The 26759-nt window shown below is 63.9% G+C and carries 25 protein-coding genes; 7 read left to right on the top strand and 18 right to left on the bottom strand.

All coding sequences use genetic code 11. From position 1 onward, the window contains the following. Positions 1-109: 109 nt before the first annotated feature. Positions 110-850 (bottom strand): GntR family transcriptional regulator, encoded by a 741-nt coding sequence (locus ACQCSW_RS10670; RefSeq protein ID WP_426990669.1) that lies wholly within the window; start codon positions 848-850, stop codon positions 110-112. Between the two features lie 237 nt (positions 851-1087). Between ACQCSW_RS10670 and ACQCSW_RS10665 the strand changes: the two genes are divergently transcribed. Continuing rightward, entirely contained in the window at positions 1088-1381 is a 294-nt protein-coding gene (locus tag ACQCSW_RS10665; protein WP_426985732.1) for an HPr family phosphocarrier protein, read from the top strand. Between the two features lie 128 nt (positions 1382-1509). Here ACQCSW_RS10665 and ACQCSW_RS10660 read toward each other — a convergent pair whose 3' ends face one another. The 5 genes from ACQCSW_RS10660 to ACQCSW_RS10640 form a co-directional block, all read right to left on the bottom strand. Then, on the bottom strand, positions 1510-1911 hold the full coding sequence (locus ACQCSW_RS10660) for a cytochrome c oxidase subunit 4 (RefSeq protein ID WP_111907625.1): 402 nt from the start codon (positions 1909-1911) through the stop codon (positions 1510-1512). Then, entirely contained in the window at positions 1908-3635 is a 1728-nt protein-coding gene (ctaD, locus tag ACQCSW_RS10655; protein ID WP_426985730.1) for a cytochrome c oxidase subunit I, read from the bottom strand. Before ctaD ends, ACQCSW_RS10660 begins: the two co-directional genes overlap by 4 nt. A 10-nt stretch (positions 3636-3645) precedes the next feature. Next, positions 3646-4518 (bottom strand): cytochrome c oxidase subunit II, encoded by an 873-nt coding sequence (gene coxB, locus ACQCSW_RS10650; RefSeq protein ID WP_426985728.1) that lies wholly within the window; start codon positions 4516-4518, stop codon positions 3646-3648. A 187-nt stretch (positions 4519-4705) separates the two neighbouring features. Further along, positions 4706-5095 (bottom strand): HesB/IscA family protein, encoded by a 390-nt coding sequence (locus ACQCSW_RS10645; protein WP_426985726.1) that lies wholly within the window; start codon positions 5093-5095, stop codon positions 4706-4708. A gap of 184 nt (positions 5096-5279) precedes the next feature. Further along, positions 5280-6725, bottom strand: coding sequence for a dipeptidase (locus tag ACQCSW_RS10640; RefSeq protein ID WP_426985724.1), 1446 nt, complete (start codon positions 6723-6725; stop codon positions 5280-5282). Between the two features lie 54 nt (positions 6726-6779). Here ACQCSW_RS10640 and ACQCSW_RS10635 point away from each other — a divergent pair, with 54 nt between their 5' ends. Beyond that, on the top strand, positions 6780-7382 hold the full coding sequence (locus ACQCSW_RS10635) for a DUF3043 domain-containing protein (protein ID WP_426985722.1): 603 nt from the start codon (positions 6780-6782) through the stop codon (positions 7380-7382). Between the two features lie 87 nt (positions 7383-7469). On the opposite strand, the gene ACQCSW_RS10630 is transcribed toward ACQCSW_RS10635, so the two are convergent. After that, positions 7470-8543: a quinone-dependent dihydroorotate dehydrogenase gene (locus ACQCSW_RS10630; protein WP_426985720.1), complete on the bottom strand. Its 1074-nt coding sequence runs from the start codon at positions 8541-8543 to the stop codon at positions 7470-7472. Positions 8544-8618: 75 nt separating this feature from the next. Here ACQCSW_RS10630 and ACQCSW_RS10625 point away from each other — a divergent pair, with 75 nt between their 5' ends. Next, the gene (locus ACQCSW_RS10625; RefSeq protein ID WP_426985718.1) at positions 8619-9629 is read left to right on the top strand and encodes an alpha/beta hydrolase; all 1011 of its coding nucleotides are present in this window, start codon (positions 8619-8621) and stop codon (positions 9627-9629) included. Here the strand turns inward: ACQCSW_RS10625 and ACQCSW_RS10620 are convergent. The 3 genes from ACQCSW_RS10620 to leuA form a co-directional block, all read right to left on the bottom strand. Next, on the bottom strand, positions 9584-10414 hold the full coding sequence (locus ACQCSW_RS10620; protein WP_354250250.1) for an isoprenyl transferase: 831 nt from the start codon (positions 10412-10414) through the stop codon (positions 9584-9586). The two genes, ACQCSW_RS10625 and ACQCSW_RS10620, sit on opposite strands and share 46 nt — an antisense overlap. A gap of 2 nt (positions 10415-10416) precedes the next feature. Beyond that, on the bottom strand, positions 10417-11169 hold the full coding sequence (gene recO, locus ACQCSW_RS10615; RefSeq protein ID WP_111907633.1) for a DNA repair protein RecO: 753 nt from the start codon (positions 11167-11169) through the stop codon (positions 10417-10419). Between the two features lie 84 nt (positions 11170-11253). Further along, positions 11254-12993, bottom strand: a complete 1740-nt coding sequence (gene leuA / locus ACQCSW_RS10610) for a 2-isopropylmalate synthase (RefSeq protein WP_426985716.1) — start codon at positions 12991-12993, stop codon at positions 11254-11256. Between the two features lie 254 nt (positions 12994-13247). Between leuA and ACQCSW_RS10605 the strand changes: the two genes are divergently transcribed. Next, positions 13248-15200 (top strand): M13 family metallopeptidase, encoded by a 1953-nt coding sequence (locus ACQCSW_RS10605; protein WP_426985714.1) that lies wholly within the window; start codon positions 13248-13250, stop codon positions 15198-15200. Between the two features lie 72 nt (positions 15201-15272). On the opposite strand, the gene ACQCSW_RS10600 is transcribed toward ACQCSW_RS10605, so the two are convergent. The 5 genes from ACQCSW_RS10600 to ACQCSW_RS10580 form a co-directional block, all read right to left on the bottom strand. Continuing rightward, entirely contained in the window at positions 15273-16847 is a 1575-nt protein-coding gene (locus ACQCSW_RS10600) for an LCP family protein (RefSeq protein WP_426985712.1), read from the bottom strand. Between the two features lie 102 nt (positions 16848-16949). Next, positions 16950-17924, bottom strand: a complete 975-nt coding sequence (gene era / locus ACQCSW_RS10595) for a GTPase Era (protein WP_354250246.1) — start codon at positions 17922-17924, stop codon at positions 16950-16952. Next, positions 17908-19239, bottom strand: coding sequence for a hemolysin family protein (locus tag ACQCSW_RS10590; protein WP_426985709.1), 1332 nt, complete (start codon positions 19237-19239; stop codon positions 17908-17910). The genes era and ACQCSW_RS10590 overlap by 17 nt, the downstream gene beginning before the upstream one ends. Then, positions 19236-19709, bottom strand: coding sequence for an rRNA maturation RNase YbeY (gene ybeY / locus ACQCSW_RS10585; protein ID WP_426985707.1), 474 nt, complete (start codon positions 19707-19709; stop codon positions 19236-19238). Before ybeY ends, ACQCSW_RS10590 begins: the two co-directional genes overlap by 4 nt. Next, entirely contained in the window at positions 19706-20791 is a 1086-nt protein-coding gene (locus tag ACQCSW_RS10580) for a PhoH family protein (RefSeq protein ID WP_111907640.1), read from the bottom strand. The genes ybeY and ACQCSW_RS10580 overlap by 4 nt, the downstream gene beginning before the upstream one ends. A 374-nt stretch (positions 20792-21165) precedes the next feature. Between ACQCSW_RS10580 and ACQCSW_RS10575 the strand changes: the two genes are divergently transcribed. Next, on the top strand, positions 21166-22122 hold the full coding sequence (locus ACQCSW_RS10575; protein WP_426985705.1) for a GerMN domain-containing protein: 957 nt from the start codon (positions 21166-21168) through the stop codon (positions 22120-22122). A 21-nt stretch (positions 22123-22143) separates the two neighbouring features. Here ACQCSW_RS10575 and ACQCSW_RS10570 read toward each other — a convergent pair whose 3' ends face one another. The 3 genes from ACQCSW_RS10570 to hrcA form a co-directional block, all read right to left on the bottom strand. After that, a complete protein-coding gene (locus ACQCSW_RS10570) occupies positions 22144-22926 on the bottom strand; it encodes a 16S rRNA (uracil(1498)-N(3))-methyltransferase (RefSeq protein ID WP_426985703.1) in 783 nt (260 codons plus the stop codon). Between the two features lie 2 nt (positions 22927-22928). Beyond that, positions 22929-24056 (bottom strand): molecular chaperone DnaJ, encoded by a 1128-nt coding sequence (dnaJ, locus tag ACQCSW_RS10565; protein ID WP_426985701.1) that lies wholly within the window; start codon positions 24054-24056, stop codon positions 22929-22931. Positions 24057-24133: 77 nt separating this feature from the next. Next, positions 24134-25147: a heat-inducible transcriptional repressor HrcA gene (hrcA, locus tag ACQCSW_RS10560; RefSeq protein WP_426985699.1), complete on the bottom strand. Its 1014-nt coding sequence runs from the start codon at positions 25145-25147 to the stop codon at positions 24134-24136. A gap of 147 nt (positions 25148-25294) precedes the next feature. Between hrcA and ACQCSW_RS10555 the strand changes: the two genes are divergently transcribed. Together ACQCSW_RS10555 and ACQCSW_RS10550 are read left to right on the top strand one after the other, a co-directional pair. Then, on the top strand, positions 25295-26143 hold the full coding sequence (locus ACQCSW_RS10555) for a DUF3097 domain-containing protein (protein ID WP_426985697.1): 849 nt from the start codon (positions 25295-25297) through the stop codon (positions 26141-26143). A gap of 128 nt (positions 26144-26271) precedes the next feature. Further along, the gene (locus ACQCSW_RS10550; protein WP_426985695.1) at positions 26272-26691 is read left to right on the top strand and encodes a DUF4870 domain-containing protein; all 420 of its coding nucleotides are present in this window, start codon (positions 26272-26274) and stop codon (positions 26689-26691) included. Positions 26692-26759 lie beyond the last annotated feature (68 nt).

The raw sequence follows: 26759 nt of genomic DNA, 5'->3' as shown, positions 1-26759 counted from the left end.
CTGCAGTTCTGCTCCAACGGGAAAGGCCCGGCCCAATCGGACCGGGCCTTTCCCGTTGCTGCCAGTAGCCGTGGTTGGCGACGGCGTGGCTGTGATGGCACTCTTCTAGCTAGTGGTTGCGGTAGCCCAGGGTTTGATTCCGGGCCGGCCTCGCCCCCGGCCGCTGCAGCGGTACCCATAGTTTGTAGCGATCGGCACGGTAGTAAGAAACTGAGTAGTCCACCATCGCCCGGGCAACAAAGGCGTGCCTCTGGATTTTGAGCAAGGGGGCGCCGACGTCAACGTTGAGCAGGCGCGCCGTAGAGGGCGAGGCAGCTGTCGCTTCGATCATGTCTTCCCCCCACTCCATCACGAGGCCGAACTGCTCACTCAGCACGTTGTAGAGCGATGTTGGGGGCTCGCCGTCCAGGAGACCCGGGACTCGCTGCGCCGGGATAAAGTTCTCGTCCACGCTCATGGGCTCTCCGTCCGCCAGCAGCAGCCGACGGAAACGAACCAAGGGCGTCCCCTCCTCCACCTGCAGTTCGCGGGCCAGGAAGGCGCTGGCGCCGATCTGTTCAAAGCTCAGGACCTTGGCGGCCGGGACCATGCCGCGGCGTTGCATCTCTTCGCTGTACGAGGTGAGTTTCACCTGAAGGTCGAGTTTGGGCTTCCGCACGAAGGTGCCGAGGCCGACAACCCGCTCGAGGACTTCCTCGCCGACGAGGGCATCTATGGCCTGCCGTACGGTCATCCTGGCCAGGCCGAACCGCACGGCGAGATCCCGTTCCGACGGCAAGGCGGACCCCGGCGGACAGGAATCGCTGATGTAGGCCCGGAGGATCTCCCTGAGCTGGATGTAGATGGCCATCCCGCTGCTGCGGTCAATCTCACCGGCAACGCCGCGGGCATCAGCAGCCACGGAGGTACGTCCTTGCTTCAGTTTTCACTGTCCAAGCTTAAGGCAAGCAGCGCCGCTGGACTAGACCAGTTCAGCAAATGAGCGACCCCTACTCCCCCCGTTTGGTCGTGCAGCCGTCCAGCCGGATATATTGGACAGGAAATTTAGCGATTACGGTTTGGGGGCCGTCAGGAAATGGGAGACCCCTTGCCAGTGCATAAGGCCGTTGTGTCAGCGTCAGTCGGCTTGCATGCCCGTCCCGCCGCGATGTTCGTCAGGGCAGTGACCGAAACGGGACTTCCTGTCAGCATCCGGAAGGCCGGCATCCACGGTGTCGACGCACGCTCCCTTCTGGAAGTCATGACTGCCGACTTCCCCTTCGGCTGCGAAGTAGAGCTTTCAGTCCCCGACGGCGCCCTCAGCGGCCCTGACACGCACCGCAACGCCGAGGCAGCCCTCCGGATGCTGGCAGGGCTCCTGGAGTCACAGGGAGCCAGCTAGCTCCTCCCAGGGGGATTAGCGCGTGACTCCCCGTACGAAATCGAACGGCCAAGAACGACGTCGGGCCCCACCAGAAGGTGGGGCCCGACGTCGTTCTTTGCAAAATCTCTGCTGAAGCTCAGCGGCTTCTAGTGAGCGTGGTCCCCTCGGCTGTACTCGAAGACCCAACCGACGAGTGCGACGACTGCAAGGCCGGCCGCAATGAACACAATCCAGAAGCCAACAGCCAGCCCGAGGAAACCGCCTGCGCACGCCAGGCCCAGAACCAGCGGCCACCAGCTCCAAGGGCTGAAGTGCCCCTGTTCGCCTGCGCCCTCGTGGATCTCGGCGTCATTGCGGTCCTCGGGACGCATCCCGACACGCTTGCCGGTGAAGCCAAGGTAGCCGCCGATCATTCCGGAGAGCCCGCCCACCAGGAGGATCCCGAGGGTTCCGACCCACTCATGCCAGTTGGTCAGGAAACCGTAGACCAGGGAAACCGGCACGAAGAAGAAGACTCCGGCTCCAAATATCCATGATTCGATTTTCACTTGGCAGTGTCCTTCTGGTCGGCGATACCGAGCACCGCTGCTGCGGCTGCAGGCGATTCAACGGTGTGTACCTGCGAGAGCTCCGGGTGGTGGAGGTCCAAGGCGGGACGTTCTGAACGGATTCGGGGCAGGGACGTGAAGTTGTGGCGCGGCGGCGGGCAGGACGTAGCCCACTCAAGCGAGGCGCCAAAGCCCCACGGGTCATCTACTTCGACGCGCTCGGAGCTGCGCCAGGTGATGTAGACGTTCCAGAAGAACGGAATCAGGGACGCACCCAGCACAAACGAGGAGATCGTCGAGAACTGGTTCATCCAGGTGAAGTTGTCCTCAGGGAGGTAGTCGGCATAGCGGCGCGGCATGCCCATGACGCCGAGCCAGTGCTGGATCAGGAACGTTCCATGGAATCCCAGGAACAGCAGCCAGAAATGGATCTTGCCGAGGCGTTCGTTGAGCATTTTGCCGGTGAACTTGGGCCACCAGAAGTAGAAGCCTGCGAACATCGCGAAAACCACTGTGCCAAACACCACGTAGTGGAAGTGCGCCACAACGAAGTAGGAATCGGAGACGTGGAAGTCCAGCGGCGGCGAAGCCAGGATGATGCCGGTCAGGCCTCCGAAGAGGAACGTGATGAGGAAGCCGAGGCTCCACAGCATGGGAGTTTCGAACGTCAACGAGCCTCGCCACATGGTGCCGATCCAGTTGAAGAACTTCACCCCGGTCGGGACCGCAATGAGCATGGTCATGAAGGCGAAGAACGGCAGCAGGACCGAGCCGGTGACGTACATGTGGTGGGCCCACACGGTGACGGACAGGGCTGCGATGGCGATGGTCGCGTAGACAAGGCCCTTGTAGCCGAAGATCGGCTTGCGGCTGAAGACCGGGAAGATCTCAGAAACAATGCCAAAGAACGGCAGGGCGATGATGTACACCTCGGGGTGTCCGAAGAACCAGAACAGGTGCTGCCAGAGTACGGCGCCGCCGTTTTCCGGATCGAAGATGTGTGCGCCGAAGCGGCGGTCGGCGCCGAGCGCGAACAGGGCGGCAGCAAGGGGCGGGAAGGCCATCAGCACAAGGATGGACGTCACCAGTGCGTTCCAGGTGAAGATCGGCATCCGCCACATGGTCATGCCCGGGGCGCGCATGCAGATGATGGTGGTGATGAAGTTGACCGCGCCCAGGATGGTGCCGAAGCCGGACAGCGCCAGGCCGAAGACCCACAGGTCACCGCCGATGCCAGGGCTGAACGTCGTGTTGGACAGCGGCGCGTAGGCGAACCAGCCGAACGACGCCGCGCCCTGGGGGGTGATGAAGCCGGACACCGCGATGGTGGAGCCGAAGAGGAAGAACCAGAAGGCCAGTGCGTTCAGTCGCGGGAAGGCGACGTCGGGGGCACCGATCTGCAGCGGCATGATGACGTTGGTGAAGCCGGCGAAAAGCGGCGTCGCGAACATCAGCAGCATGACGGTGCCATGCATCGTGAACAGCTGGTTGTACTGCTCCTTGGTCTGCAGGATCTGCATGCCGGGTTCGAACAGTTCAGCTCGGATGAGCAGTGCCATGACGCCACCGAAGCAGAAGAACACAAACGATGCGATCAGGTACATGTACCCGATGGTCTTGTGGTCGGTGGAGGTGATCCAGTTGACGACGATGCGTCCCTTGGACCTAGGAACTACGGGAGCCTCAAGGGTTCCGGCAGGTGCGGTTTGGGTGTAAGTAGCCACGTCGCTCCCCTTACTTAATTTCGTTCAGGTTCGGGTTGCGGTCGTACTCTTCGCCGATGAGTCCCGTGTTGCCATCTGCCTTGAGCTTGTCCATGTGAGCCTGGAAGTCGGCTTCAGAGACAACCTTGACGCGGAACAGCATTTCGGAGTGGTACTCACCGCAGAGTTCGGCGCACTTGCCGTCGTAGGTTCCCTCTTTAGTGGGCGTGAACCTGATGTAGTTGGTCTTGCCGGGGATCATGTCGCGCTTCTGCAGGAAGGCGGGAACCCAGAAAGAGTGAATGACATCGCGGGAGTTCAGTTCGAGGTCAACTGACTTTCCAACCGGCAGGTAGAGCGTCGGAAGCGCTTCCTTGTCGATGGTGTTGCCCGTCAGGTGCGCCTGCACGCCTGCTTCGTGGACGTCCTCAGTGACGACGTCGCCGGACTTGTAGTTGAAGTCCCAGGCCCACTGCTTGCCACGGACGTCAACAACGACGTCAGCCGGCTTGGAGCGGTCATCGATGGCCTGCTGGTCGCGGTCGGTGAAGTAGAAGAACACCAGGACCATGAACAGCGGGATGGTCAGGTAGAAGACCTCCAGCGGGAGATTAAAGCTGGTCTGCCGAGGGAAACCCGTGGTGCCCTTGCGGCGGCGATAGGCGACAAGGCACCAAACGATCAAACCCCACGTGATGATGCCCACAACAAGGGCTGCAATCCATGAGTTGACCCAGAGGTCCATGATCCGGTCAGTGTGATTGGTGGTGCCACGCTCGGTGGGCAGCCACCCCTTCTCTACCTCTGGCGAACATCCAGTCAAAACCAACGCGCCGGCAACTGCCAAGCCTGAGATCGTAGTGATCGTTTTGCGTCGGCTGCCGGTTCGGTTCTGCGAACTCACAGACGGCCCTTCCTACTTGTTGCTGTTGCCCGGCCACCCAAGGGGCCTTCCGGGCACACTAAAAGTTTTACTACTCGGTGTAGAGCTTACCGCTCTGCCGGGCGTTTCGCCCACATGTCGGCGCCGTGCCTCCGTGCCGTTTTTGGCTGACGGAAAGCAGGCGCCGGCATCGGGCGAAAGAACCGGGTCAGTGGAACGAATCACCACAGGCGCAGGAGCCACCAGCGTTGGGGTTGTCAATGGTGAAGCCCTGCTTGGAGATGGTGTCCTCGAAGTCGATGCTGGCACCGCTGAGGTACGGCACGCTCATCTTGTCCACCACAACTTCGACGCCGTCATAGTCACGGACGGCATCTCCGTCGAGGAGGCGCTCGTCGAAGTACAGCTGGTAGATGAGGCCGGAGCAGCCGCCGGGCTGGACGGCAACGCGGAGGCGGAGATCGGTCCGGCCTTCCTGCTCCAGGAGGCTGCGGACCTTGCCTGCTGCGACGTCGGTCAGTTTGACCTCGTGTACGGCCAGTTCAGCGCTGGCAGCGCCGGTGGTCTCGGTGATGTTCTCGTTGGTTGCGGTGCTCATTTGGCCTACCTTAGGACGGTCCTGGCGGCCCCGCGTCAGCGGTGCCTGCCCCTACGGATACGTTACGGGCTATAGCTACATGCTACTTCGGTCAGCCGTGTAGCTCTAACTCCTGACGTAACCAAGCTTGCCCGATGGTTGTTCCCGACGGTGGAGGGATGCCGGCATCAGAGAGGCGTCGGGTTCAGGCCAGGCCTTCGGAGTTCAGCCGGGCGAGAAGCAGCGCCTCGGCGACCACAGCGTTCTTGAAATCACCGATATGAAGGGACTCGTTGGCACTGTGGGCGCGGGAATCGGGATCCTCAACACCGGTCACGAGGATCTGTACGTCCGGGTAGACGTCCATCAGGTCGGCGATGAAGGGAATCGACCCGCCTATCCCCGTCTCCACCGCCGGAACACCCCACGCCTCCCCCAGTGCCCACATTGCGAACGTCGCGGCCTTGGAGGACGTGTCAGCGAGGAACGACTTTCCGCTCTCCCCGGGAGTGAACACCACCTTTGCTCCAAAGGGCGCATTGGCCTGGACGTGCCGTTCTACGGCTGCCATCGCTGCCGCTGGATCCTGGCCCGGCGCCAGGCGCAGGCTGAACTTGGCACGTGCCCGCGGCAGGAGCGTATTTGATGCCACGTCTACGGCGGGTGCGTCGAAGCCGATGATGGACAGGGCAGGCTTGGTCCACAATCGGGCGGCGATGCTTCCCGTACCGGCGAGCCGGACGCTGTCGAGAACGGACGAATCGGCACGGTACTCCGCTTCGGTCAGCTCCACGCCGACGTTGTCGTTCGACACCAGGCCTTCGATGGCCACGTTGCCCTCTGCGTCGTGCAGGGTGGCAATCAATCGGGACAGCAGGGTTGGCGCGTCCAGTACGGGTCCACCGAACATGCCCGAGTGGACAGCATGATCCAGCACCTGAACTTCAATGGTTCCGTCCACAAGCCCGCGCAGGCTGGTGGTCAGGGCGGGAATGCCCACCTTCCAGTTGCTGGAGTCGGCCACCACGATTACATCGGCCCTCAGCAGTTCCCGGTGCGTTTCCAGGAAGGAACGGAAGGTGGGAGAACCAGCTTCCTCCTCCCCTTCGAAAAAGAACGTCACTCCAAGGTCGAATTCTGCGCGCAGAACCTCGGTCGCTGCAGCATAGGCGGCCACATGGGCCATGATCCCGGCCTTGTCGTCAGCAGCGCCGCGGCCGTACAGCCTGCCGTCCCGTTCGACGGCGACGAAAGGCTCTGTTTCCCACAGCGCCGGGTCCCCGGGCGGTTGGACGTCGTGGTGGGCGTACAGCAGGATGGTCGGCTTCCCTTCTGCCGCCTGGCGGCGTGCGACGACGGCAGGGCCGCCGGGGGTGCCGTCGTCCTTGTTACTGCGCAGAACCTGGACATCCTCGATTCCGGCGGCGCGCAACAGTTCCGCTACGGCCTGCGCGCTGGCTTCCAAGGGGGCAGGATCGAAACTCGGCCAGGCGATGCCGGGAATGGCCACAAGTTCCCTGAGCCGGTCGAGTGTGGTGTCGAAGGAACCTGCGACGGAGAGCCTGAGTCCGTCCGCGTCGATGGCCGGTGCAGGGTGCCCGGAGCCGGGGGTGCTGGCGTCGGACGGATTGGCTGCTGGAGTGGGAGTCATGGCGAACACAATACCCGCGCCGAATCTCCGCAGGCCGCAAGGTATTCTGTTCAAGTGTTCGGACGTAAAAAGGAAGCGCCAACGGCGCAGCAATCAATAGACCAGCAGGCCGCTGAAGCGGCAGCCCGGCAGGATGCCGCGTTGGGCAAGGGTGGGCCCACGCCCAAACGCAAAGCCCAGGAAGCTGCCCGCAAACGGCCCCTGGTGCCAGAGGACCGTAAGGCGTCCAAGGCGGCTGAGCGCCAAGCCATCCAGGATCAGCGGACGAAAATGCGCCAGGCCCTCGATACAGGTGATGAGAAGTTCCTGCCCTTGCGCGACAAGGGTCCGCAGAAGCGTTATGCCCGCGACTACGTGGATGCGCGCTTCAGCCTGGGCGAATACCTGATGTTCGGCGCCCTCGTATTTGTCATCATTTCCCTGATCGTGCCGGCTTCCAGTGGGCAGATGGTTTATGTCCTGGGCGGTTTCTGGGTGATGTTCCTGGCCGTCTTTGTGGATGTGTTCATTCTGTCCCGGCAGCTCCGCAAGAAGCTCACCGGGAAGTTCGGCGAGGTTGAGCGTGGCGCCGTCTGGTACGGCTCCATGCGTTCCCTGCAGTTCCGCAAACTGCGCCTGCCCAAGCCGCTCGTGAAGCGCGGGCAATACCCGTCCTGATATGCGCGCCGGACCAAGCGCCGGCAGCGCATCCCTTCGTTGACAGCAAAACCCCGGCAGCCAGACCGCCGGGGTTTTGTTGTTTAATCAGCTGTTGCGTCGGGCTTTCGCCAGGTCGCGATTGATCCGTGCCGCCCAGAAAGGCCCCTCGTACAGGAAGGCCGTGTAGCCCTGGACCAGCGTTGCCCCGGCATCCAAACGGTCCTGGACGTCTTTCGCCGTCTCGACGCCGCCGACGGCCACCAGCGTGATCGCACCCCCGGTGGCCTCCTTGAGCCGGCGAAGGACTTCCAATGAACGCTGCTTCAGCGGTGCCCCGGACAGGCCCCCGGCACCGCATTCGTCCACTTTCACAGCCGGCGACGCCAGCCCCTCACGCCCGATAGTGGTATTGGTGGCGATAATGCCGTCCAGCTTAAGGTCCAGGGCCAGCTTGGCGACGTCGTCGATGTCATCATCGCTGAGGTCCGGTGCGATCTTCACGAGCAGTGGGACATGCCGGCCGGCCGCCTTGTCCGCCTCTGCCCCTACTGCGGTCAGCAGCGGGCGGAGCGTCTGGACATCCTGCAGAAGGCGGAGCCCGGGCGTGTTGGGCGAGCTGACATTGACCACCAGGTAGTCCGCGGCCGGCGCCAGGCTCCGGGCGCTGATGAGGTAATCGTCCACGGCGTCGTCGAGCTCCACTACCTTGCTCTTGCCGATGTTCACTCCGATCACGGGGCGAACGTTGGGGTGCCTGCGCTGCAAGGCGGCGCGTGCTGCTTTGAGGCGCGGTTCGACAGCGGCCGCGCCATCGTTGTTGAACCCCATCCGGTTAATGACAGCCCGGTCCTCGATCAGCCTGAAAAGCCGCGGTTTCTCGTTGCCCGGTTGTGCCTGCCCCGTGATGGTCCCTACTTCGACATGGCCAAAGCCAAGTTCGGTGAGGGCCTCGATGCCGAATCCCTCCTTGTCGAATCCGGCCGCAAGGCCGAACGGGGACGGGAAGGTCAGCCCAAAGGCAGAAATCTGCAGTGAGGCCGCCGGCGCCGTGAACCGCTGCAGCAGCCGTCCTGCGCCGGAAGTATGGGCGAGCTTGATTCCCTTGAATCCGATCTTGTGGGCGCGTTCCGCGTCCATCCACGAAAAGGCCAGCCTGAAGAATGTCGGATATACGCGCATGGCTCTAGTTTTCCGTCTCGGACGGTCCAGACCAAACCGGGCCGCCATAGACTCGACCCCGGCTAGCATAAAGCCATGAGGTGGCAGCCAGATATCCTCGGTGCTGGCTTCGAAGCCTGCACATTCGAGGCCGCGGGCGACGACGGCGTCCAGCGCACTGCCACGCTGGTGCGCTTCCGTCCGGCGAAGGAGCTGGCGGCCACAGGCCGGCGGCGGACAGTGCTGTTCCTCCACGGCTGGAGCGACTACTTCTTCAATGTGGACCTTGCACAGTTCTGGACGGGCCGGGACTACGAGTTCTACGCCCTGGACATGCACAACCACGGCCGCAGCCTGCGCCCGGAAACGCCGGGCGGCTACGTCGCGAACCTGGCGGACTATGACGCCGAGATCGCGGCGGCCATCGCCATCATTCGGACCGACACGAACTCAACGGAACTGGAACCCGAGGTCTCCCTCACGCTGATGGGCCACTCCACCGGCGGCCTGGTGGCCGCCCTCTGGGTCAGCAACCACCCCGGAGCAGCCTCCCAGCTGGTCCTAAACAGTCCCTGGCTGGAGATGCACGGCAGCTCGCTGGTGCGCCGTGCTGCGTCCACGATGGTGGGACCCGTGGCGCGCTTCCGGCCGGAGGCTGTCCTGCGACTGCCCGAGCGGGGGTTCTATTGGCGGACCATCAGCAGTTCAGCCGAGGGCGAGTGGCCGCTTGACGACAAGTTCCGGCCGCCCATGGCATTTCCGCTCCGCGTGGGCTGGCTCAGTGCCATCCTGGCCGGCCACACTAAGGTGGCCCGTGGCCTGGGCATCGACATACCCATCCTGGTGCTGCTGTCCCGGGGTAGCGCCACCGGCCCGTTCTGGTCCGAGGAAATGCGGCGCACCGACGCCGTACTGGACGTCAACATCATCGCCCTCCGCGCCCTGACACTGGGGCGCAGCGTCACGGTCGAACGGATCGACGGCGCGCTCCACGACGTCTTCCTCTCCCCTGCCAAAGTGCGGGCCGACGCCTATGCGCGGCTCGCCCGCTGGCTGCGGGGTTACGGTACGGCTGAACCGGGCGCGGCGTCGACCGCGCCGCCGTAGCGCCGGTCCCGTTGGGCATAGATTTCGACGGCGTCCCATAGGGTCCTGCGGTCGACGTCCGGCCACAGCGTGTCCATAAAAACGAACTCAGCGTACGCCGACTGCCACAGCAGGAAATTTGAGAGCCGCTGCTCCCCCGAGCTCCGCAGGAACAGGTCCACGTCCGGCAGGTCCGGCTCGTCCAGGAACTTCTGGATGGTTTTCTCAGTGATGGCACCGGGCCTGAGCCGACCTGCGGCAACCTCGGCGGCAATAGCCGATACGGCGTCTGTGATTTCCGCCCTGCCGCCGTAATTAACACACATGGTCAATGTGCAGGTGCTATTGCCCGCGGTAAATTCCTCAGCCTCTTCAAGTTCGCGGATCACAGAGCCCCACAGCTTGGGACGCCGGCCGGACCACCGCACACGGACACCCCACTCGTCCAGCTGGTTTCGCTGCCTTCGTAGCACGTCCTTGTTAAAACCCATCAGGAAGCGGACTTCTTCGGGTGAGCGGCGCCAGTTTTCGGTGGAAAACGCATAGACGCTCACGTATTCGATGCCTAGTTCGATAGCGCCCGCCACCACGTCCAGCAGCGCGGGCTCGCCGGCTTTGTGACCCTCGATCCGAGGCAGGCCCCGCTGGTTGGCCCAACGGCCGTTACCGTCCATCACAATAGCGACATGGCGGGGGACGAATTCGGCGGGGATCGCCGGGGCAACCGCGCCGGACGGGTGGGGATACGGTGCCACCACAGGGGTGGTCCGCTGCCGTGAAGGACTCTTCTTTTTTCCCAAGGCCACTGTCAGCCACGCTCCACATGTTTGAGGGATTTCAGGACACGTTCAAGGTGCCATTGCAGGTATACGGCCACCAGCCCCGCGGCTTCCCGGCGGTGCGGCACCTGCGAACCATCCGCCGTCGTCCAGTCCCCGGTCAGCAGGGCGCCCAGCAGAACGACGGTCTCCGCCGCCGGCGCAGGCGAACCGGGTGGCCTGCAGTCAGCGCAGACCATGCCGCCGAGCGGAGCCGAAAACGCCGTATGGGGGCCGGGCCGGCCGCAGCGGGCGCAGTCGGTAAAACTCGGCGCCCAGCCGCCGGTGGCGAGGGCCCGCAAAAGATACGAATCGAGGATCAGTCCGGGCGCGTGTTCGGCCCGGCTCAGCGAGGCCAGCGCCCCCACCAGCAGGTTGTACTGGGCGGTGCCGGCTTCGCCGTCGACGTCGGTCAGTTTTTCCGCAGTTTCGGTCATGGCAGCGGCAACTGTGTAGCGGCCATAGTCTGCGGCGATGTTGCTGCCGTAGGCGCCCTTGGCAACAGCCTGGGTGACAATGTCCAGCGACTTTCCGGAGACCAACTGCAGGTCCGCTACCATAAACGGCTCCAGCCGCGCTCCAAACTTGCTGCTGGTCCGCCGCACTCCCTTGGCGACGGCGCGGATCTGGCCGTGGTGCTTGGTCAGCAGCGTGATGATGCGGTCAGCCTCGCCCAGTTTGTGGGTACGGAGCACCACGGCGTCATCCCGGTAGGACCGGGCAGCAAAGGATTGTTGGACCACGGTTAATCTTCGCACTGAGTTCCGGAAAGCCGGCAATGCCGGTGCGTTGCGCGCCGGGAATCCCGGCACGCAACGTATTCCGAATCAGGCGCGGGAATCCCGGATGGCACGGTTGACTGCGGAAATGACGGCCTTGAGGGAGGACATGCTGGTGTTGGCATCAATTCCGACGCCCCACAGGACCCGCTCACCTACGGCACACTCGACGTAGGCTGCGGCCATGGCGCTGCCGCCTTCCGAAAGGGCGTGCTCGCTGTAGTCCAGCACCCGGACGTCCATGCCGTCCTCGCGCAGGATGCTCAACAGCGCGGCGATGGGCCCGTTTCCGGTGCCCGTGCGACGGCCCTGGACACCGTCAACGGTGAGCGATGCGTGCAGGGTCATCCCGCCGTCGTCATCAGTTTCGGTGCTGACGGAACCTAGTGAGTAGCGGCCCCACTGGCCGTCCGCCTGGCTGGAGGGCAGGTACTCGTCCTGGAAGTGCTGCCACAACTGGGCGCCGCTGACTTCGCCGCCCACGGTGTCAGTCCGTTTCTGGATGACGCCGGAGAATTCCATCTGGGCGCGGCGCGGCAGGTCCAGACTGTGTTCGTTCTTGAGCAGGTAGGCCACGCCACCCTTGCCGGACTGCGAGTTGACGCGGATCACGGCCTCGTAGCTGCGGCCCAGGTCCTTGGGGTCAACGGGCAGGTACGGGACCTGCCAGGTGAAGTCCGCAACGTCTTTGCCGGCGGCGGCAGCGTCCTTCTCGAGCGCCTCGAAGCCCTTCTTGATGGCGTCCTGGTGCGAGCCTGAGAAAGCGGTGAACACGAGGTCGCCGCCGTAGGGGGAACGCTCGGCGACCGGCAACTGGTTGCAGTACTCCACGGTGCGCCGGATCTCGTCGATGTCGGAGAAATCGATCATGGGATCGATGCCCTGGACGAACATGTTCAGGCCCAGGGTGACGAGGTCCACGTTGCCGGTACGCTCGCCGTTGCCGAACAGGCAGCCCTCAATCCGGTCCGCGCCGGCCAGGTACCCCAGCTCGGCGGCGGCCACGCCGGTGCCCCGGTCATTGTGCGGGTGCAAGGACAGGATGATGCCTTCACGCGGGTGCAGGTTCCGGCTCATCCACTCAATGGAATCGGCGTAAACGTTCGGGGTGGCCATTTCCACCGTGGCGGGAAGGTTGATGATGACCTGGCTGTCGGCGGATGCTTCGAAGACGTCTGCGATGGCGTTGCAGACCCGGACGGCATAGTCCAGTTCGGTTCCCGTGAACGACTCCGGGGAGTATTCATAGGTGATGTGCGTGTCAACGAGGGTTTCCTCGTACTTCTTGCACAGCCGGGCGCCCTGGAGCGCTATGTCCAGGATGCCGTCCTGGTCCTGGTTGAACACCACGCGGCGCTGCAGGACGGACGTTGAGTTGTACAGGTGGACAATCGCCTGCTTTGCGCCGACCAGGGACTCATAGGTCCGCTCGATCAGGTGCTCGCGGGCCTGGGTGAGGACCTGGATGGTGACGTCGTCCGGGATGTGATTACCGACGATGAGCTGGCGGACGAAGTCGAAATCCGTCTGCGAAGCAGACGGGAAGCCAACTTCAATTTCCTTGTAGCCCATGCGGACCAGCAGATCGAACATCTTCATCTTGCGGGCCGGGCTCATCGGGTCGATCAACGCCTGGTTGCCATCACGCAGGTCCACGGCGCACCAGCGCGGGGCCTTGGTGATGACCTTGTCCGGCCACGTGCGGTCAGGCAGTTCAACGGTGATCTGATCCTGGAACGGACGGTAGCGGTGGGCTGGCATTCCGGAGGTCTTCTGTGCGTTTCGCATTACTATCGGGGCCTTTTCTGTGGTTCATATCTGAAAGGTGGCCGGGCAACACAAACTCCGCGACGAGGATGGGCCTTGCGCTAAATCGCGTCTGAGGCCTCGCCGCGGCAGCTAAGAAGAAGGAGCTCTGCGCGCACCATTTGAGGGTAGCACGCGTGCGTAAGATGTGAGAGCACCACCGTCCTTATCGTCCAACATGCAGACGCCGCGCCGGTGCCAGCGCCGGCCGCGGCACGTCACACGAAGGAGCATCTGTGCCCATCTCGGGGATCGATCTGTCCAACATTGACCACACCGTCAGGCCGCAGGATGACCTGTACCAGCACGTGAACGGGTCCTGGCTCAAGGCCACGGAAATTCCGGATGACCGGCCACTTGAGGGAACTTTCACCGCACTGCGCGACGGAGCGGAGATCGCGGTCCGGGACATCATCGAGGAAGCAGCCGCCAAGGGTGACGCCGCCAGCGGGATAGAACGGAAAGTCGGCGAGCTCTACAACAGCTTCATGGACGAAGCCACTGTGGAGGCCAAGGGCAGGGAGCCCATCCAGGGGCGGCTTTCCGACGTTTTTGCCGTCACCACGGTTGCCGACCTTGTGGCCCTGGCCGGGCGGCTGTTCCGGTCAGACGTGTCCGGGCTCTTCTACATTTACCCGGCTCCGGACGCGGGCAACCCGGACCGCATCCTGCTCTACACCGGCCAGGGCGGCCTGGGACTGCCGGACGAGTCCTACTACCGGGAAGAGAAGTTCGCCCCGATGGTCAAGGCCTATGAGGAGCATGTCAGGACCATGTTCACCCTGGCAGGAGTGGCAGATCCGGAGTCTGCGGCCGCGCGCGTCGTTGCCCTCGAAACCAGCCTGGCTTCCCACCACTGGGACAATGTCACTCTGCGCGACCCGCAGAAGACCTACAACCTCAAGTCCGCTGAGGAAGCAGGCACCCTGTTCCCGCTCCTTAACACCTGGTTCGAAGCTGCCGGGATCGACGCCGACAAACGCAACGAGATAGTGGTGAGCACCCCGGACTTCTTCAGTGGGGCCGCAGGCCTGCTGGAGTCCGAACCGCTCTCCGTGTGGCAGGAGTGGCTGGCCCTGCGCGTCGTCAACGGCGCCGCGCCCTACCTGTCCTCCGAGTTCGTGGACGCCAATTTTGCCTTCTACGGAACAACCATCAGCGGCACACCCCGAAACAAGGACCGCTGGAAGCGGGCCGTCGCCGTCGTGGAAGCTGCACTCGGTGAGGCCGTTGGGCAGATCTATGTCTCGAAGCACTTCCCCGAAACCCACAAAGCCCGCATGCAGACCTTGGTGGCCAACCTGATCGAGGCCTACCGGCAGTCCATCACCGGCCTTGCCTGGATGGGCGAGGAAACCAAGGCTGAGGCCCTACGGAAACTGGAGGCATTCCGCGCCAAGATCGGCTACCCCGACAAGTGGATCGATTACTCCGCCGTGGAAATCGACCCCACGGACCTCCTCGGGAACATCGAGCGGGCCCACAATGCCGACGTCGACCGCCACCTGGATGAGGTGGGCAAGCCGGTGGACCTCAACAAGTGGCTCATGACACCGCAGACGGTGAACGCGTATTACCACCCGATGCTCAACGAGATCGTCTTCCCGGCCGCTATCCTGCAGCCACCGTTCTTCACAGCCGACGCCGACGACGCCGTCAACTACGGCGGCATCGGAGCGGTGATCGGCCACGAGATCGGCCACGGTTTTGATGACCAGGGGTCGCAGTTCGACGGCGGCGGTGCCCTTCGGAACTGGTGGACCGAGGATGACCGGAAGGCCTTTGAGGAACTCACGGCCAAGCTGGTGGCACAGTACGACGCGTTGTCGCCGTACGCGGCACCAGGGCACAACGTCAACGGCAAGCTGACCCTCGGGGAAAACATCGGCGACCTCGGTGGCCTGACCATCGCCTACAAGGCTTACCTCCTCAGCCTCGACGGCAGGGAACCCGAGGTGCTGGACGGACTGACGGGGCAGCAGCGGTTCTTCGCGTCCTGGGCAGCCGGCTGGCGGCAGGTGATTCGGTCAGAAGAAGCCATCAGGAGGCTCGCCACGGATCCCCACTCCCCCAACGAGTTCAGGACGAATGCCATCGCCAAGAACCTGGACGCCTTCCACGAGGCCTTTGGCGTGACCGAGCAGGACGGCATGTGGATGCCGCAGGACGCCCGCGTCAGCATCTGGTAATCACCCTCCGGTAGACACCCCGAGAGGCGGGGCCGACTGGCCCCGCCTCTCTGTGTCTACTCGGTTCTGCCGTCAGTCCTGGACGATCAGCACCGGGTTGGCCTGCTGGCACACGGTATCGCCGGCCGTCTGGTTGACGATGTCCTCAGGCAGGGCAGCTCCCGCGCCGGCGCCGTAGGTTGCCCCGGTGGTGAAGTCGGTCCCAAGGTACACCTGGACTCCGGCGACGCGAGGTGCAAGCTGGACTTGCGCGGCCGGGATCCCCAGCAGCGTAGCCACGTCGGCTGCGACGTCGGCGAATTCCGTGCCGTAATAGACAACGCTCTGCGCAACCGGCGTGGCTTCAAACGGCCCGGCCTGCGTGAAGCCGCCAGCGACCAGGGCCTGCACCATTTCCCGGGCACGTCCCGGGACACCGCTGCCGTTGGCCACGGTGATTGGTTGCAGCGCCTTCTCATACGCTGGCACCGCCGGGGCTGTTTCTGTCGGCGGGGCTGTCGTTTCCGTCGGCGCCGGGGACGGCGTGGTGGGTGCAGTTGGATCCGTGAGGTCCACGTCCTCACGGAGGGCCGCAAACAGCTGGGACCCTGCGGGCTCGGCAATCTGCAGGCGGTTGATGTCCGTGACTGCCGGTGTGGTGGGCACGGCCACAAACGCCACCTTGCTGATATCGATGTCCTTAAGCCGGCTTCCGATACTCACGAGCGACGGCACGGAGGCCAGCCCCTCATCCACCGTGAGGTTCTTGGTCACAACATCGGCAATGGTCAGCATTTTAGAGGGGTCGGACAGTGTGCCGTCGTCCTTGATCTTTCGGGTAAGGGAGGACAGGAACCCCTGCTGTGCCCTGATCCGGCCCAGGTCGCCGCCGTCGGCAAAGGCATGCCGGGTCCGCAGGAAGGCAAGGGCCATGTCGCCCTTAACGGCGGACGTGCCCTTCGGCAGGCGCAGCCGGGAGTCAGGATCATAGACGGCATCACTGATGCACACGTCAACGCCGCCGACAGTGTTGGAAAGCTCCTTCACGGCGGTGAAGTCCGCCATCATGAAGTGATCGATCTCCAGGCCAGTCAGCTTGTTGACTGTGTCGACGGCGCAGCCGATGCCGGCTTCATTCATGGCCTCGTTGATCATGACACCGCTGCGGGCAGGATACGTCCGCTTGCTCTTCTGGTCGGTGCACTCCGGAATATCGACCAGCAGGTCACGGGGGAAGCTGATGACGCTGACGCGCTTGTTGTCGGCCGATACATCCATCAGCATCATGACGTCGGACTTGCCGTAACCTGTTGAATCCTCCACGGCGCCGTACTCCGCGTTTGCGCCGTCCCTGGTATCGGAGCCGAGGATCAGGATCTGCATCCGGTCCGATTTGTCGCCCCCTGGGTTAGCCGTGCTACCGGCGTTCAGCGGCGCCGTGGTGATGTTCGACTGAAACCGCAAATACCAGTACCCGGCAAAGCCAAGACCGCCGATCACCAGGATGGTGACCACTGCGGTAGTCACTTTCAGCCAGGCCGGCATCCGGCTCCGGGATCCGAGATGCCTGGCAACGCCGACGGCGGTGGCATCAGCGTGGCGGGACACCGGACCGGTCCCGGCTGACGCGTCAGCTCCGTACTCGCGATTGTCGCGGCCTCGCCCCATGTGTGATGTACCTTCCTCGAAAAAAAATTGAATCCGGCCTATTTTAGTTGCCCATTCTGGGAACTTCCCGACGACCGACCGGGGTAAGGCGAAAGGGCAGCGTCAGAAGCCCAGCTTGACCAGCTGCTTCGGGTCGCGCTGCCAGTCCTTGGCCACCTTCACATGCAGGTCAAGGTAGATGCGCGCGCCGAGCAGCGCCTCGATCCCCTTGCGTGCGTTAGTGCCGACTTCGCGGAGCCGTGCACCGCCCTTGCCGATGATGATGGCCTTCTGGGACGGACGTTCCACGTAGAGATTAACCCGGACGTCGAGGAAGGGCCGGTCTTCGGGCCGGCCTTCACGCGGAACGATCTCATCGACGACGACGGCCAGGGAGTGCGGCAATTCGTCGCGGACGCCTTCGAGGGCCGCTTCCCGGATGAGTTCGGCGATCATCACAGCTTCGGGTTCGTCCGTCAGGTGCCCGTCCGGATACAGGGGCGGGGACGCCGGCATGTGGCTGATCAGGACGTCCGCGAGGGTGTCGACCTGGAACCCGTCGGTGGCGGACACAGGGACGATGTCCTTCCAACCGTCTTCGCCGATGACATCCCGGCCCAGTGCTGCGACGGCGAGCAACTGCTCGGTGAGCGCCTGCCGGTCCACCGTGTCTGCCTTGGTGACGATCGCGATGACAGGCTTGTTGCCGATGGCGGCGAGCTGGGCGGCGATGTACTTGTCGCCCGGGCCGATCTTCTCGTTGGCGGGGAGGCAGAAGCCGATCGCGTCGACCTCGGCGAGGGTGTCGGCGACGAGTTCGTTCAACCGTTTTCCCAGCAGCGTGCGGGGGCGGTGGAGGCCCGGGGTATCCACCAGGATCAGCTGGGCGTCATCGCGGTGCACGATCCCCCGGATGGTGTGGCGCGTGGTCTGCGGCTTGGCGGAAGTGATGGCCACCTTCTGACCCACCAGGGCGTTCGTCAGGGTTGATTTGCCCGCGTTCGGCCGCCCAACGAGGACCGCAAAGCCTGCCCTGTAGCCGCCGAAGTCTTTTGCGGCTGAATCCGGGTTGGCCGGACGATTATTTTTCTTGCTCACGTGGAACTCCCTGCTGGGTTGCTTCCGCCTCGTCGAGAAGGTCTTCAAGGTCAGTGTCTACTTTTGGTACTGCTGCCGCAATGATGTGGCTGACGCGGTTGCGGCGGCCCTCGAGCCGTTCGGCGAGCAGCGAGATGCCGCCCACCTCCACGCGGCTGCCCACAATGGGAACGCGGCCCAGGGCCTTGGCCAGCAGCCCGCCCACGGTGTCAACCTCGTCGTCGTCGAGCTCTATGTCGAACAGTTCTCCGAGGTCGTCGATGCTCATCCGGGCACTCACTCGGTAGGAACCGCCGCCTACGGCCACGGCCTCGGCGCTTTCGGTGTCATACTCGTCCACGATTTCGCCGACGATTTCCTCGATGAGGTCCTCGAGGGTGACAAGGCCAGCCGTGCCGCCGTATTCGTCGATCACGATGGCAACGTGTGTTGACTCCTTCTGCAGTTCCCGCAGCAGGTCGCTCACCGGTTTGGACTCCGGGACGTACCGGACCTCGCGGGCCAGGGCTTCGACCGGGGGCTGTTCGTCGTCGGGTCCCAGCTCGTGAAGCGTCGCCGCGACGTCCTTGAGGTAGACGATTCCGAGGATCTGGTCCGTGTTGTCGCCGATCACGGGGATCCGTGAATAGCCCGAACGCAGGAACATCGACATGGCACGCCTGAGGCTGGAGCCGGCGTCGATGCTGAGGATATCCGTCCGGGGCACCATCACGGCGCGCACCAGGGTATCGCCGAAGTCAAAGACTGATTGGATCATTTCCGCTTCGGTGTCTTCGATCATGTCGGATTCAGATGCGCGGTCCACGAGTTCGCGGAATTCCTGTTCGCTGAAGAACGCGTCATCACCCGCCGGGGCGCCGTGAGCGGCGGCACTGCCCAGCGCCACGAGCCACCCGGGGATGGGACCGAGGACCCACGTCAGGAACCTGATCAGCGATGCCGTGTACCGGACCACTGCGGCCGAATGGAGCCTGCCGATCTGCCGCGGGGAAACTCCGACGATTACGAAACCGAGCAGGGCCATAATCCCGGTGGCGGCCAGCCCGGCCAGCCAGACATTGTCCAGCAGGCTGTGGAGCAGGACGGCCACCGCCACGGCTGAAGCCATCTCGAACCAGACCCGCCAGAACCGCAAGGCCCGGATATGGGCCACCGGCTGGGCCAGGATGCGCTTCATGGCGTTTCCGCGGCTTTTCAGCAGGGCGTCTTCGGCGTTATGCCGGGGAAGAAACGTGAACGCGGCCTCGGCTGCTGTCAGGAGTGCTGCTGTACTGAGGAACGCCAGGGCCATGCCGACAAGGAGCAGGGGCGTCACTGAGTAGTCTCGGCGGGTGCGTCTTTGCCGGTGAAGCCGGAGAGCAGCTGGCGCTGGAGGCCGAACATCTCTTCCTTTTCCTCGGGCTCTGCGTGGTCATAGCCCAGCAGGTGGAGGATCCCGTGGGTGGTCAGGAGCAGCATCTCATCCTGCAGGGAGTGCCCGGCGTCGACGGCCTGAACCTGCGCTACCTGGGGGCACACGGCAATGTCACCCAGCATCCCTTGCGGAGTGGGCCGGTCCGGCGTGCCTGGGGTCAGTTCGTCCATGGGGACCGAGAGCACGTCTGTGGATCCCGGCTCGTCCATGAGCTCGATGTGGAGCTTTTCCATGGCCGGTTCATCCACCAGGAGAATGGAGAGTTCAGCCTGGGGGTGGATGTACAGCTGTTCGAAAACGTACCGGGACAGTGCCACGAGCTCCGCTTCATCAACCTGGATGCCGGATTCGTTGTTTACCTCGATGCTCATGCGTTTTCCCCCCGCTTTTCCCGGCTTACCGAGTGCTGCACTTTGTTCCGCTGGACATCATCCCAGAGACTGTAGGCGCGCACGATGTCACCCACAAGACGGTGGCGGACCACGTCTGTGGAATCCAGGACGGTGAAGTTCACGTCCTCGATCCCCTGCAGGATCCCTTCCACGATCCGCAGCCCGGAGCGGGTGCTGAAGGGAAGGTCCACCTGGGTGACGTCTCCGGTGACCACCATTTTGGACCCGAAGCCCAAACGCGTGAGGAACATCTTCATCTGTTCCGGTGTTGTGTTCTGCGCTTCGTCCAGGATGATAAAGGCGTCATTGAGCGTGCGCCCACGCATGTAAGCCAGCGGCGCCACTTCGATGGTCCCGGCAGCCATCAGGCGCGGGATGGACTCGGGGTCCATCATGTCGTGCAGCGCGTCGTACAGCGGGCGCAGGTAGGGATCGATCTTGTCGCTCAGGGTGCCCGGCAGGAACCCCAGCCGTTCGCCGGCTTCGACTGCGGGCCTGGTCAGGATAATGCGGCTGACTTCCTTCTGCTGCAGTGCCTGGACAGCCTTGGCCATCGCAAGGTACGTCTTGCCCGTGCCTGCAGGGCCAATCCCGAAGATCACGGTGTTCGCGTCAATCGCGTCCACGTAGTTCTTCTGGTTCAGGGTTTTTGGCCGGATGGTCTTCCCCCGGCTGGAGAGGATGTTGTGGGTGAGGACGTCCACAGGGTTCTGCAGGGACTGGCTGCGGAGCAACGCGACGAGCTGCTGCAACACCGCGGGGCTGATGACCGTGCCACGGGCCACGAGGCCGCGCACTTCATGCAGCAGCCGCATGATGCGGGGAACTTCGTTGGCGGGACCGCTGATGGACAGCTCGTTTCCGCGGACGTGGAAGTTTACGGCCGGGAACTGTTCTTCGATGTAACGCAAGGCCTCATCATGGCTGCCGAGCGATTGGACCATCTGATCGGAGTTGTCAAAGAGAACCACCTCCGTCCGGACACCGGGAAGTGAATGGGGAAATTCTCCGGCGGCACGGTCAGTGTTGAGCCGGCGCTTTCCGTTCGCTGATTCAGTCATGGTGCTGGCCCGCAGGCCCGTGGTCTCCTCCAGTTCGAAACTTAAGTGCCACCGGCAGCTGCGTGGGCGGGCTGTTGCCGAGCACGCAGGAGCCAGCGGAGTCCTTCCATCTTACGCCAGGAGGCACCTCCCGGCAGCGCCCGGCGTTGTCCGGCAAGGGCTCCCGTCACCGGCTTGCTGCGGGATGGTTGGCGTCATTAGGTATCAACTTCATATCAGGCTCATATCGTTCCCGTTGCAGTTGTGCCGGCGGCCCGGATCCGGTCCTTTTGCCGGGGCTGGCTATGCGATGCTGGAAATCAGGGCCGTCCGGGGACCGGCTCACGAGGCCCACGCCTCACCATTTCACAGCCAGGAAGGACAGGGCCACGAGAGTGCCGGAAACAGCGACCCCCCTCACTGCCGTACGCGCCGCGCCGCGTTTCCGCCCGCAACGCCTCCTGTGTCTCCTGCCAGCCTTCCTCCTCCTCACCGGTTGTATCGCGGACCCCAGCCCTGAGCCCAACCTCACGGCAAACTCCAGCCCTGCCGCCACCGCCTCCCCCGGGGCACCCTCCACCAGCGCGCCCCTGGAAACCACGCAGTCTTCGAATAAGGCACCGGTCTACTGGATTGGCCGGAGCAACAGCAACGTGTTCCTGTACCGGGAATTCCGGGACGTTCCGGAGCAGGAGAATCCGGTGACCCGTGCCTTGCGGGCCATGATGTCCGAGAAGCCGCTGGACCCGGACTTCTTCACGCCCTGGCAGAATCCCGAGAAACTCGCCTCGTCCATCTCCGGCAAGAATGTCATCACCGTCGACGTCTCGGAGGATGCCTTTAACAGCAATCTCGACGCCGACATGGCCGGCCGCGCCATCCAACAACTGGTCTTCACGGCTACGGCAGCGGCAGCGAGTTCCGGCCTGATCGATTCCGGCCAGCAGATCCAGGTCAGGATCCTGGTGGACAGCCACACCGATTACGTTGCCTTCGACCACGTCCAGCTTGGCGCTCCCATGTCCCGCGCCGTCGGGATGGTGGCGCCCGTATGGATCATCGATCCGCAGGAAGGGACGGACATGGCCGGCGGAAGCGTCAAGATCACCGGCCGCAGCACCGTACCCGGCGGTAAGCTCCGCTGGCAGATCCAGCGGGCCGAAGCGAACGGGGACAAGACGCCCTACCTGACCGGGGAGACCACTGCAGCCGCCGAGGCGGCACAGACCGGACTGTTCACCCTTGCCCTTAGCCTCTCCTCGGGAAATTACGAGCTCCGCGTTTCGCAGGTGGATGCGGCCGGCAGTGGCCAGGAGCTGAATGTGGATACACGGAACTTCAACGTCCGGTAGCAGACCGCGCAGCAGGCGGCCTCAGGATACAGGGGCAGTCCAGCGTCCCAGTACATCGCTCGCCAAAACAACCGCTGCCGGCCCGGCCGTGGATGACCTCAGGACGTGGTGTCCCAGGAGCGCCGTCACGGCCCCGGCGTCGCAAAGCCGGGTGACTTCGCGGGGACTGATGCCGCCTTCCGGGCCAACAATGAGCAGAATTTCCAGGGGCCCGGCGGCAGCCTGGGTGGCCTGCCATGATTCCAGGACAGAACGGAGCGGCCGGACCGCGTCTTCGTGCAGGATTACAGCCAGATCCGCTGCCGCCACGGCCGCCGCAAGGCCAGGCGTTTCGACGGCGGCCCGCACCTCGGGGATCCAGGCGCGGCGTGCCTGTTTGGCGGCAGCAGTGACCACGGATTGCCATTTCGCGTGGGCCTTGGCGGCGCGCTCACCCTTCCAGCGGACAATTGATCGCTCGGACTGCCAAGGGACTACGGCGTCGATCCCCAGTTCAGTTGCCGTTTCCACGGCCAGTTCGTCGCGGTCCCCCTTGGCCAGGGCCTGGACCAGCACGAGCCGGATATCGGACTGGTCCTCCACGACGAGTGCGGAGCATTCAACGGTGAGCTCTGCGGGTGACGCCGAAACGACAGTTCCCGTCAGCCGCTTTCCGGCGCCATCAGCAATGTCCACCGCCTCTCCGGGAGTGATCCGCTTCACGGTCACGGCGTGGCGTGCCTCCGGCCCTTGAAGGACAAAACGGGCACCGGGCACTAGCTCGTCCAGCGACCCGGCACCGCTGAAGAAAACGGGATTGCTCACCGCTACAGGTTACCGAACCGGTCCCGCAGCTTGGCAAAGACGCCGCCGCTGGCAGCCAGCTTGCCTTCCGTGAACTGCTCGCCCCGCAGCTTCGCCAACTGCCGCAGGAGATCCTCCTGCGCGGCATCCAGCTTGGCCGGCGTCTCCACCTGCAGATGGACCATCAGGTCCCCCCGGCCGTAACCGCGCAGGTGCGTCACCCCGAGTCCACGGAGCGTGATGATCTCCCCGGACTGCGTCCCCGCCTTGACGTCGATCTCCTGCAGCCCGTCAAAGGTGTCCAGTGACAGCTCAGTGCCCAGGGCGGCGGCAGTCATCGGGATGTGCAGCGTTGCGTGCAAGTCGTCACCATCACGGGCGTAGGTGGCGTCATTGTTGACCCGCAGTTCCACGTACAGGTCCCCGGAAGGTCCTCCGGCCGGGCCTGCTTCGCCCTGTCCGGAGAGCTGGATTCGGGTGCCTGTGGCAACACCGGCCGGCACCTTGATGGTGAGGGACCGTCGGCTGCGGATGCGGCCTTGGCCGCTGCATTCGTTGCAGGGGTCCTTGATGACTGTTCCGAAGCCTTCGCAGCTGCCACACGGGGCCGCCGTCATGACCTGGCCCAGGATGGAGCGCACCGCGCGCTGGACCTGGCCGCTACCGCCGCAGATATCGCAGCGGACAGGGTGGCTTCCTTCGCGGCAGCATGAGCCGTTGCAGGTGGGGCAGGTGACGGCGGTGTCCACTTCGAGTTTCCGGTTGACGCCGAACACCGCATCGCGGAGTTCTATCCGGACACTGATCAGCGCGTCCTGGCCGCGGCGGACCCGGGACGCGGGGCCGGAGGAGCCGCCGGCACCGAAGAACGTGTCAAAGATGTCCTGGAACGCGAAGCCCTGGCCGGAGTATCCGGCGCCGCCGAACCCGTTGTCGGTGCCGTTCTCATTGCCGGTGGTGTCATAGATCCGGCGCTTCTGCGGGTCCGAAAGTACCTCATAGGCGTGGGTCACGGCCTTGAAGCGGTCCGATGCATCGTCCCCGGGGTTTACGTCCGGGTGCAGAGTGCGGGCCAGCTTGCGGTAGGCCTTCTTAATCTCTTCCCCGGTGGCTTCCGGCGAGACTCCGAGGACGTCGTAGTGGCTGCTCAAAGTTCGTATCTCTTCCTTGTTGTACTGCCGGCAGCCTGGCTGCCGGCACTGCTCTTCGTGCCTGGACCGTGGTGCTGTTACGGACCCAGAATTCTTGAAAGGTAACGGGCTACTGCCCTGACGGCGGCCATGGTGGTGGGATAGTCCATCCGGGTGGGGCCCAGCACACCGATCTTGGCAGTGCTGTCAGGTCCGTAGCCCGTGGCAACCACGGAGGCTTCCGCGAGTCCGTCGTAAGGGTTTTCACGCCCGATACTTACTGCCACGCCCCTCGGATCCTGCGCCATGTCGCTCAGGAGGCGCAGCAGGACAACCTGCTCCTCGAGGGCTTCCAGGACTGGTCCGATACTGAGCGGAAAATCCACATTGGAGCGGGCGAGGTTCGCCGTTCCGGCCATGACCATGCGTTCCTCACGGCTGTTGTGGGCGAGCGTTTCCAGCACATGGGCCAAAGCCTGGGCAGCTGCGCGCTGGCCCGGACTGACGGACGAAACGACTCCCGGCAGCGACGGCGTCAGACGGCTCAGCGAAATGCCCGCCAGTGATCCGAGGAAGTGTGTCCGCAAGGCGGCGATAGCGTCGTCGCCGAGGTCCTGGCCGACGTCGATCACGCGCTGTTCGACTTTGCCGGTGGTGGCGATGAGGACCACCAGGACCTGCCGGGGCGCGAGCAGGACGAATTCGATGTGGCGGATGGTGGCGCGGCTCAGATGGGGATACTGCACCACGGCGACCTGGTTGGTCAGCTGTGACAGCATCCTGACGGTCCTGTCCAGGACGTCGTCCAGATCGTCTGAGCCCTCCAGCAGCGATTGGATGGCACGCCGTTCCGCCTGGGAAAGCGGCTTTACTGCTGAAATCTGGTCCACAAACAGCCGATAGCCTTTGTCGGTGGGGATCCGTCCGGCGCTGGTGTGCGGGGCTGTGATCAGGCCGTCGTCTTCCAGTGCCGCCATGTCGTTGCGGATGGTGGCACTGGACACGCCGAGGTGATGGCGTTCCACGAGTGCCTTGGAACCCACCGGCTCGCGGGAGTGCACATAGTCCTCCACTATGGCGCGCAGTACTTCGAGTTTGCGCGGCTCGCTCATACTCCACCTCCATCCGTGATTACTGCAGGGTTAGCACTCGACATACCTAAGTGCTAACAGTCTAATATGAGTCACCCCGTTGTTAGCATTGGTACCGCTCCGGGCGAAATTCCGGGTCAGGATCTAGCGGCAAGGCGGAATCAATCCATGCAATACCAGAACTGGGGTCCGCAGGAGATCACCGCACCCGTCAGAAGCGAACTCCCTGAAGTTCCCGTGGAACGCGGCATGGTTCTCGAAGACGCCCAGTCAGGCTGGGTGGGAGCGGTGACCCGGGTGGAGAAGTCCGGCGGCATGCATGTAGTTGCCCTCGAAGACCGGCGCGGAAAGTCCCGGTCCTTCCGGCTCGGCTTCGGGTTCCTCCTGGAGGGACAGCCCATCCGGCTCGTTCCCCCGGCGCCCAGGCAGCCCGCCGCCGTGGTGGCCGGCCGGACGGCGTCGGGCTCAGTCCGGGTGGCCGGCCAGCGTGCCCAGGTGGCCAAGGCAAGCAGAATCTGGGTTGAAGGAAAACACGACGCCGAACTGGTGGAAAAGGTCTGGGGTGACGATCTCCGCGTAGAGGGCATCGTCGTCGAGCCTTTGCACGGCATTGATGACCTGGCTGGGGCGGTGGCCGCGTTCGGTCCCGGTCCGGGCCGCCGGCTGGGGGTCCTGGTGGACCACCTGGTGCCGGACTCGAAGGAGTCGCGCATCGCTGCCGCCGTGATGGCCTCGCCCGGCGCGGCCGGGAATGTCCTGATCGTCGGGCACCCTTACGTTGACGTGTGGCAGGCGATCCGGCCCGCTGTACTGGGCATCGAAAAATGGCCGGTGGTACCCCGCGGGCAGGAGTGGAAGACCGGCATCCTGGAAGCGTTCGGCTGGCCGCACTCCACCAAGGAAGACATCGGGCTTGGCTGGCAAAAGCTGCTGGGCGCCGTCCGCAGCTACGCGGACCTGGAAGCATCACTGCTCGGGAGAGTGGAGGAAGTCATCGACTTCCTGACGGTGCCGTAACCCCGGATCCGAGCGCTGGCGGCGGCATTTGGTGGCCGAACCAGTATTCTTGGTACGGCGGAGGCTGCAGTTGCTTCAGTCCGGCATTCTCCAACCCAGCACCATTGCACTTTCGAAGGAAGAAAACCGTGGCACAAAACGCACGCGAGCACCGGGACGACCACGGCGGCCAGGGCCGTTCCGAGTACCAGGGCGTTCCGGCAAATGCGCTGCCCCTGACGGCCAGTGAAGACCGCCAGTGGGCCATGCTGGCACACTTCGGCGGGATCCTCGGCTGTGTTCCCTCACTGCTGATCTACCTGATTTTCCGTGAGCGCGGGCCGTTCACCGCCCAGGAATCCAAGGAAGCGCTGAACTTCAGCCTGCCGCCCACCATTGCGGCGCTGGTGGCCAACCTCCTGGTTTTCATTCCAGTGGTGGGAAACATCTTCGCCGTCATCGCCACCCTGATTTGGATTGCCCTGACCTGCTTCTCCGTGGCCGCGGGCATCCATGTCAACAAGGGCCAGCCCCACCGCTACCAGTACAACCTGCGCTGGATCAAGTAGTCCCCACCCGCACCCTAACCTCGCAAGCTCGGCCAGGGAACCCTGCGGGCGTGGGCCCACGATTGTAG

Origin of the sequence: Pseudarthrobacter sp. Y6 (genome assembly GCF_050156205.1) — a bacterium.
GTDB lineage: Bacteria > Actinomycetota > Actinomycetes > Actinomycetales > Micrococcaceae > Arthrobacter.
This window is presented reverse-complemented; position numbering and strand designations above follow the sequence as displayed.

Excerpts from the sequence above, each read along its gene's own strand:
- leuA (WP_426985716.1), bottom strand. The coding sequence starts at position 12,993 with ATGCGAAACGCACAGAAGACCTCCGGAATGCCAGCCCACCGCTACCGT.
- ACQCSW_RS10640 (WP_426985724.1), bottom strand. The coding sequence starts at position 6,725 with ATGACTCCCACTCCAGCAGCCAATCCGTCCGACGCCAGCACCCCCGGC.
- ybeY (WP_426985707.1), bottom strand. The coding sequence starts at position 19,709 with ATGAGCATCGAGGTAAACAACGAATCCGGCATCCAGGTTGATGAAGCG.
- ACQCSW_RS10625 (WP_426985718.1), top strand. The coding sequence starts at position 8,619 with ATGAGGTGGCAGCCAGATATCCTCGGTGCTGGCTTCGAAGCCTGCACA.
- hrcA (WP_426985699.1), bottom strand. The coding sequence starts at position 25,147 with ATGAGCGAGCCGCGCAAACTCGAAGTACTGCGCGCCATAGTGGAGGAC.
- ACQCSW_RS10580 (WP_111907640.1), bottom strand. The coding sequence starts at position 20,791 with ATGACTGAATCAGCGAACGGAAAGCGCCGGCTCAACACTGACCGTGCC.
- ACQCSW_RS10600 (WP_426985712.1), bottom strand. The coding sequence starts at position 16,847 with ATGGGGCGAGGCCGCGACAATCGCGAGTACGGAGCTGACGCGTCAGCC.
- ACQCSW_RS10555 (WP_426985697.1), top strand. The coding sequence starts at position 25,295 with ATGCAATACCAGAACTGGGGTCCGCAGGAGATCACCGCACCCGTCAGA.
- ACQCSW_RS10645 (WP_426985726.1), bottom strand. The coding sequence starts at position 5,095 with ATGAGCACCGCAACCAACGAGAACATCACCGAGACCACCGGCGCTGCC.
- ACQCSW_RS10630 (WP_426985720.1), bottom strand. The coding sequence starts at position 8,543 with ATGCGCGTATATCCGACATTCTTCAGGCTGGCCTTTTCGTGGATGGAC.
- ACQCSW_RS10670 (WP_426990669.1), bottom strand. The coding sequence starts at position 850 with ATGGCCATCTACATCCAGCTCAGGGAGATCCTCCGGGCCTACATCAGC.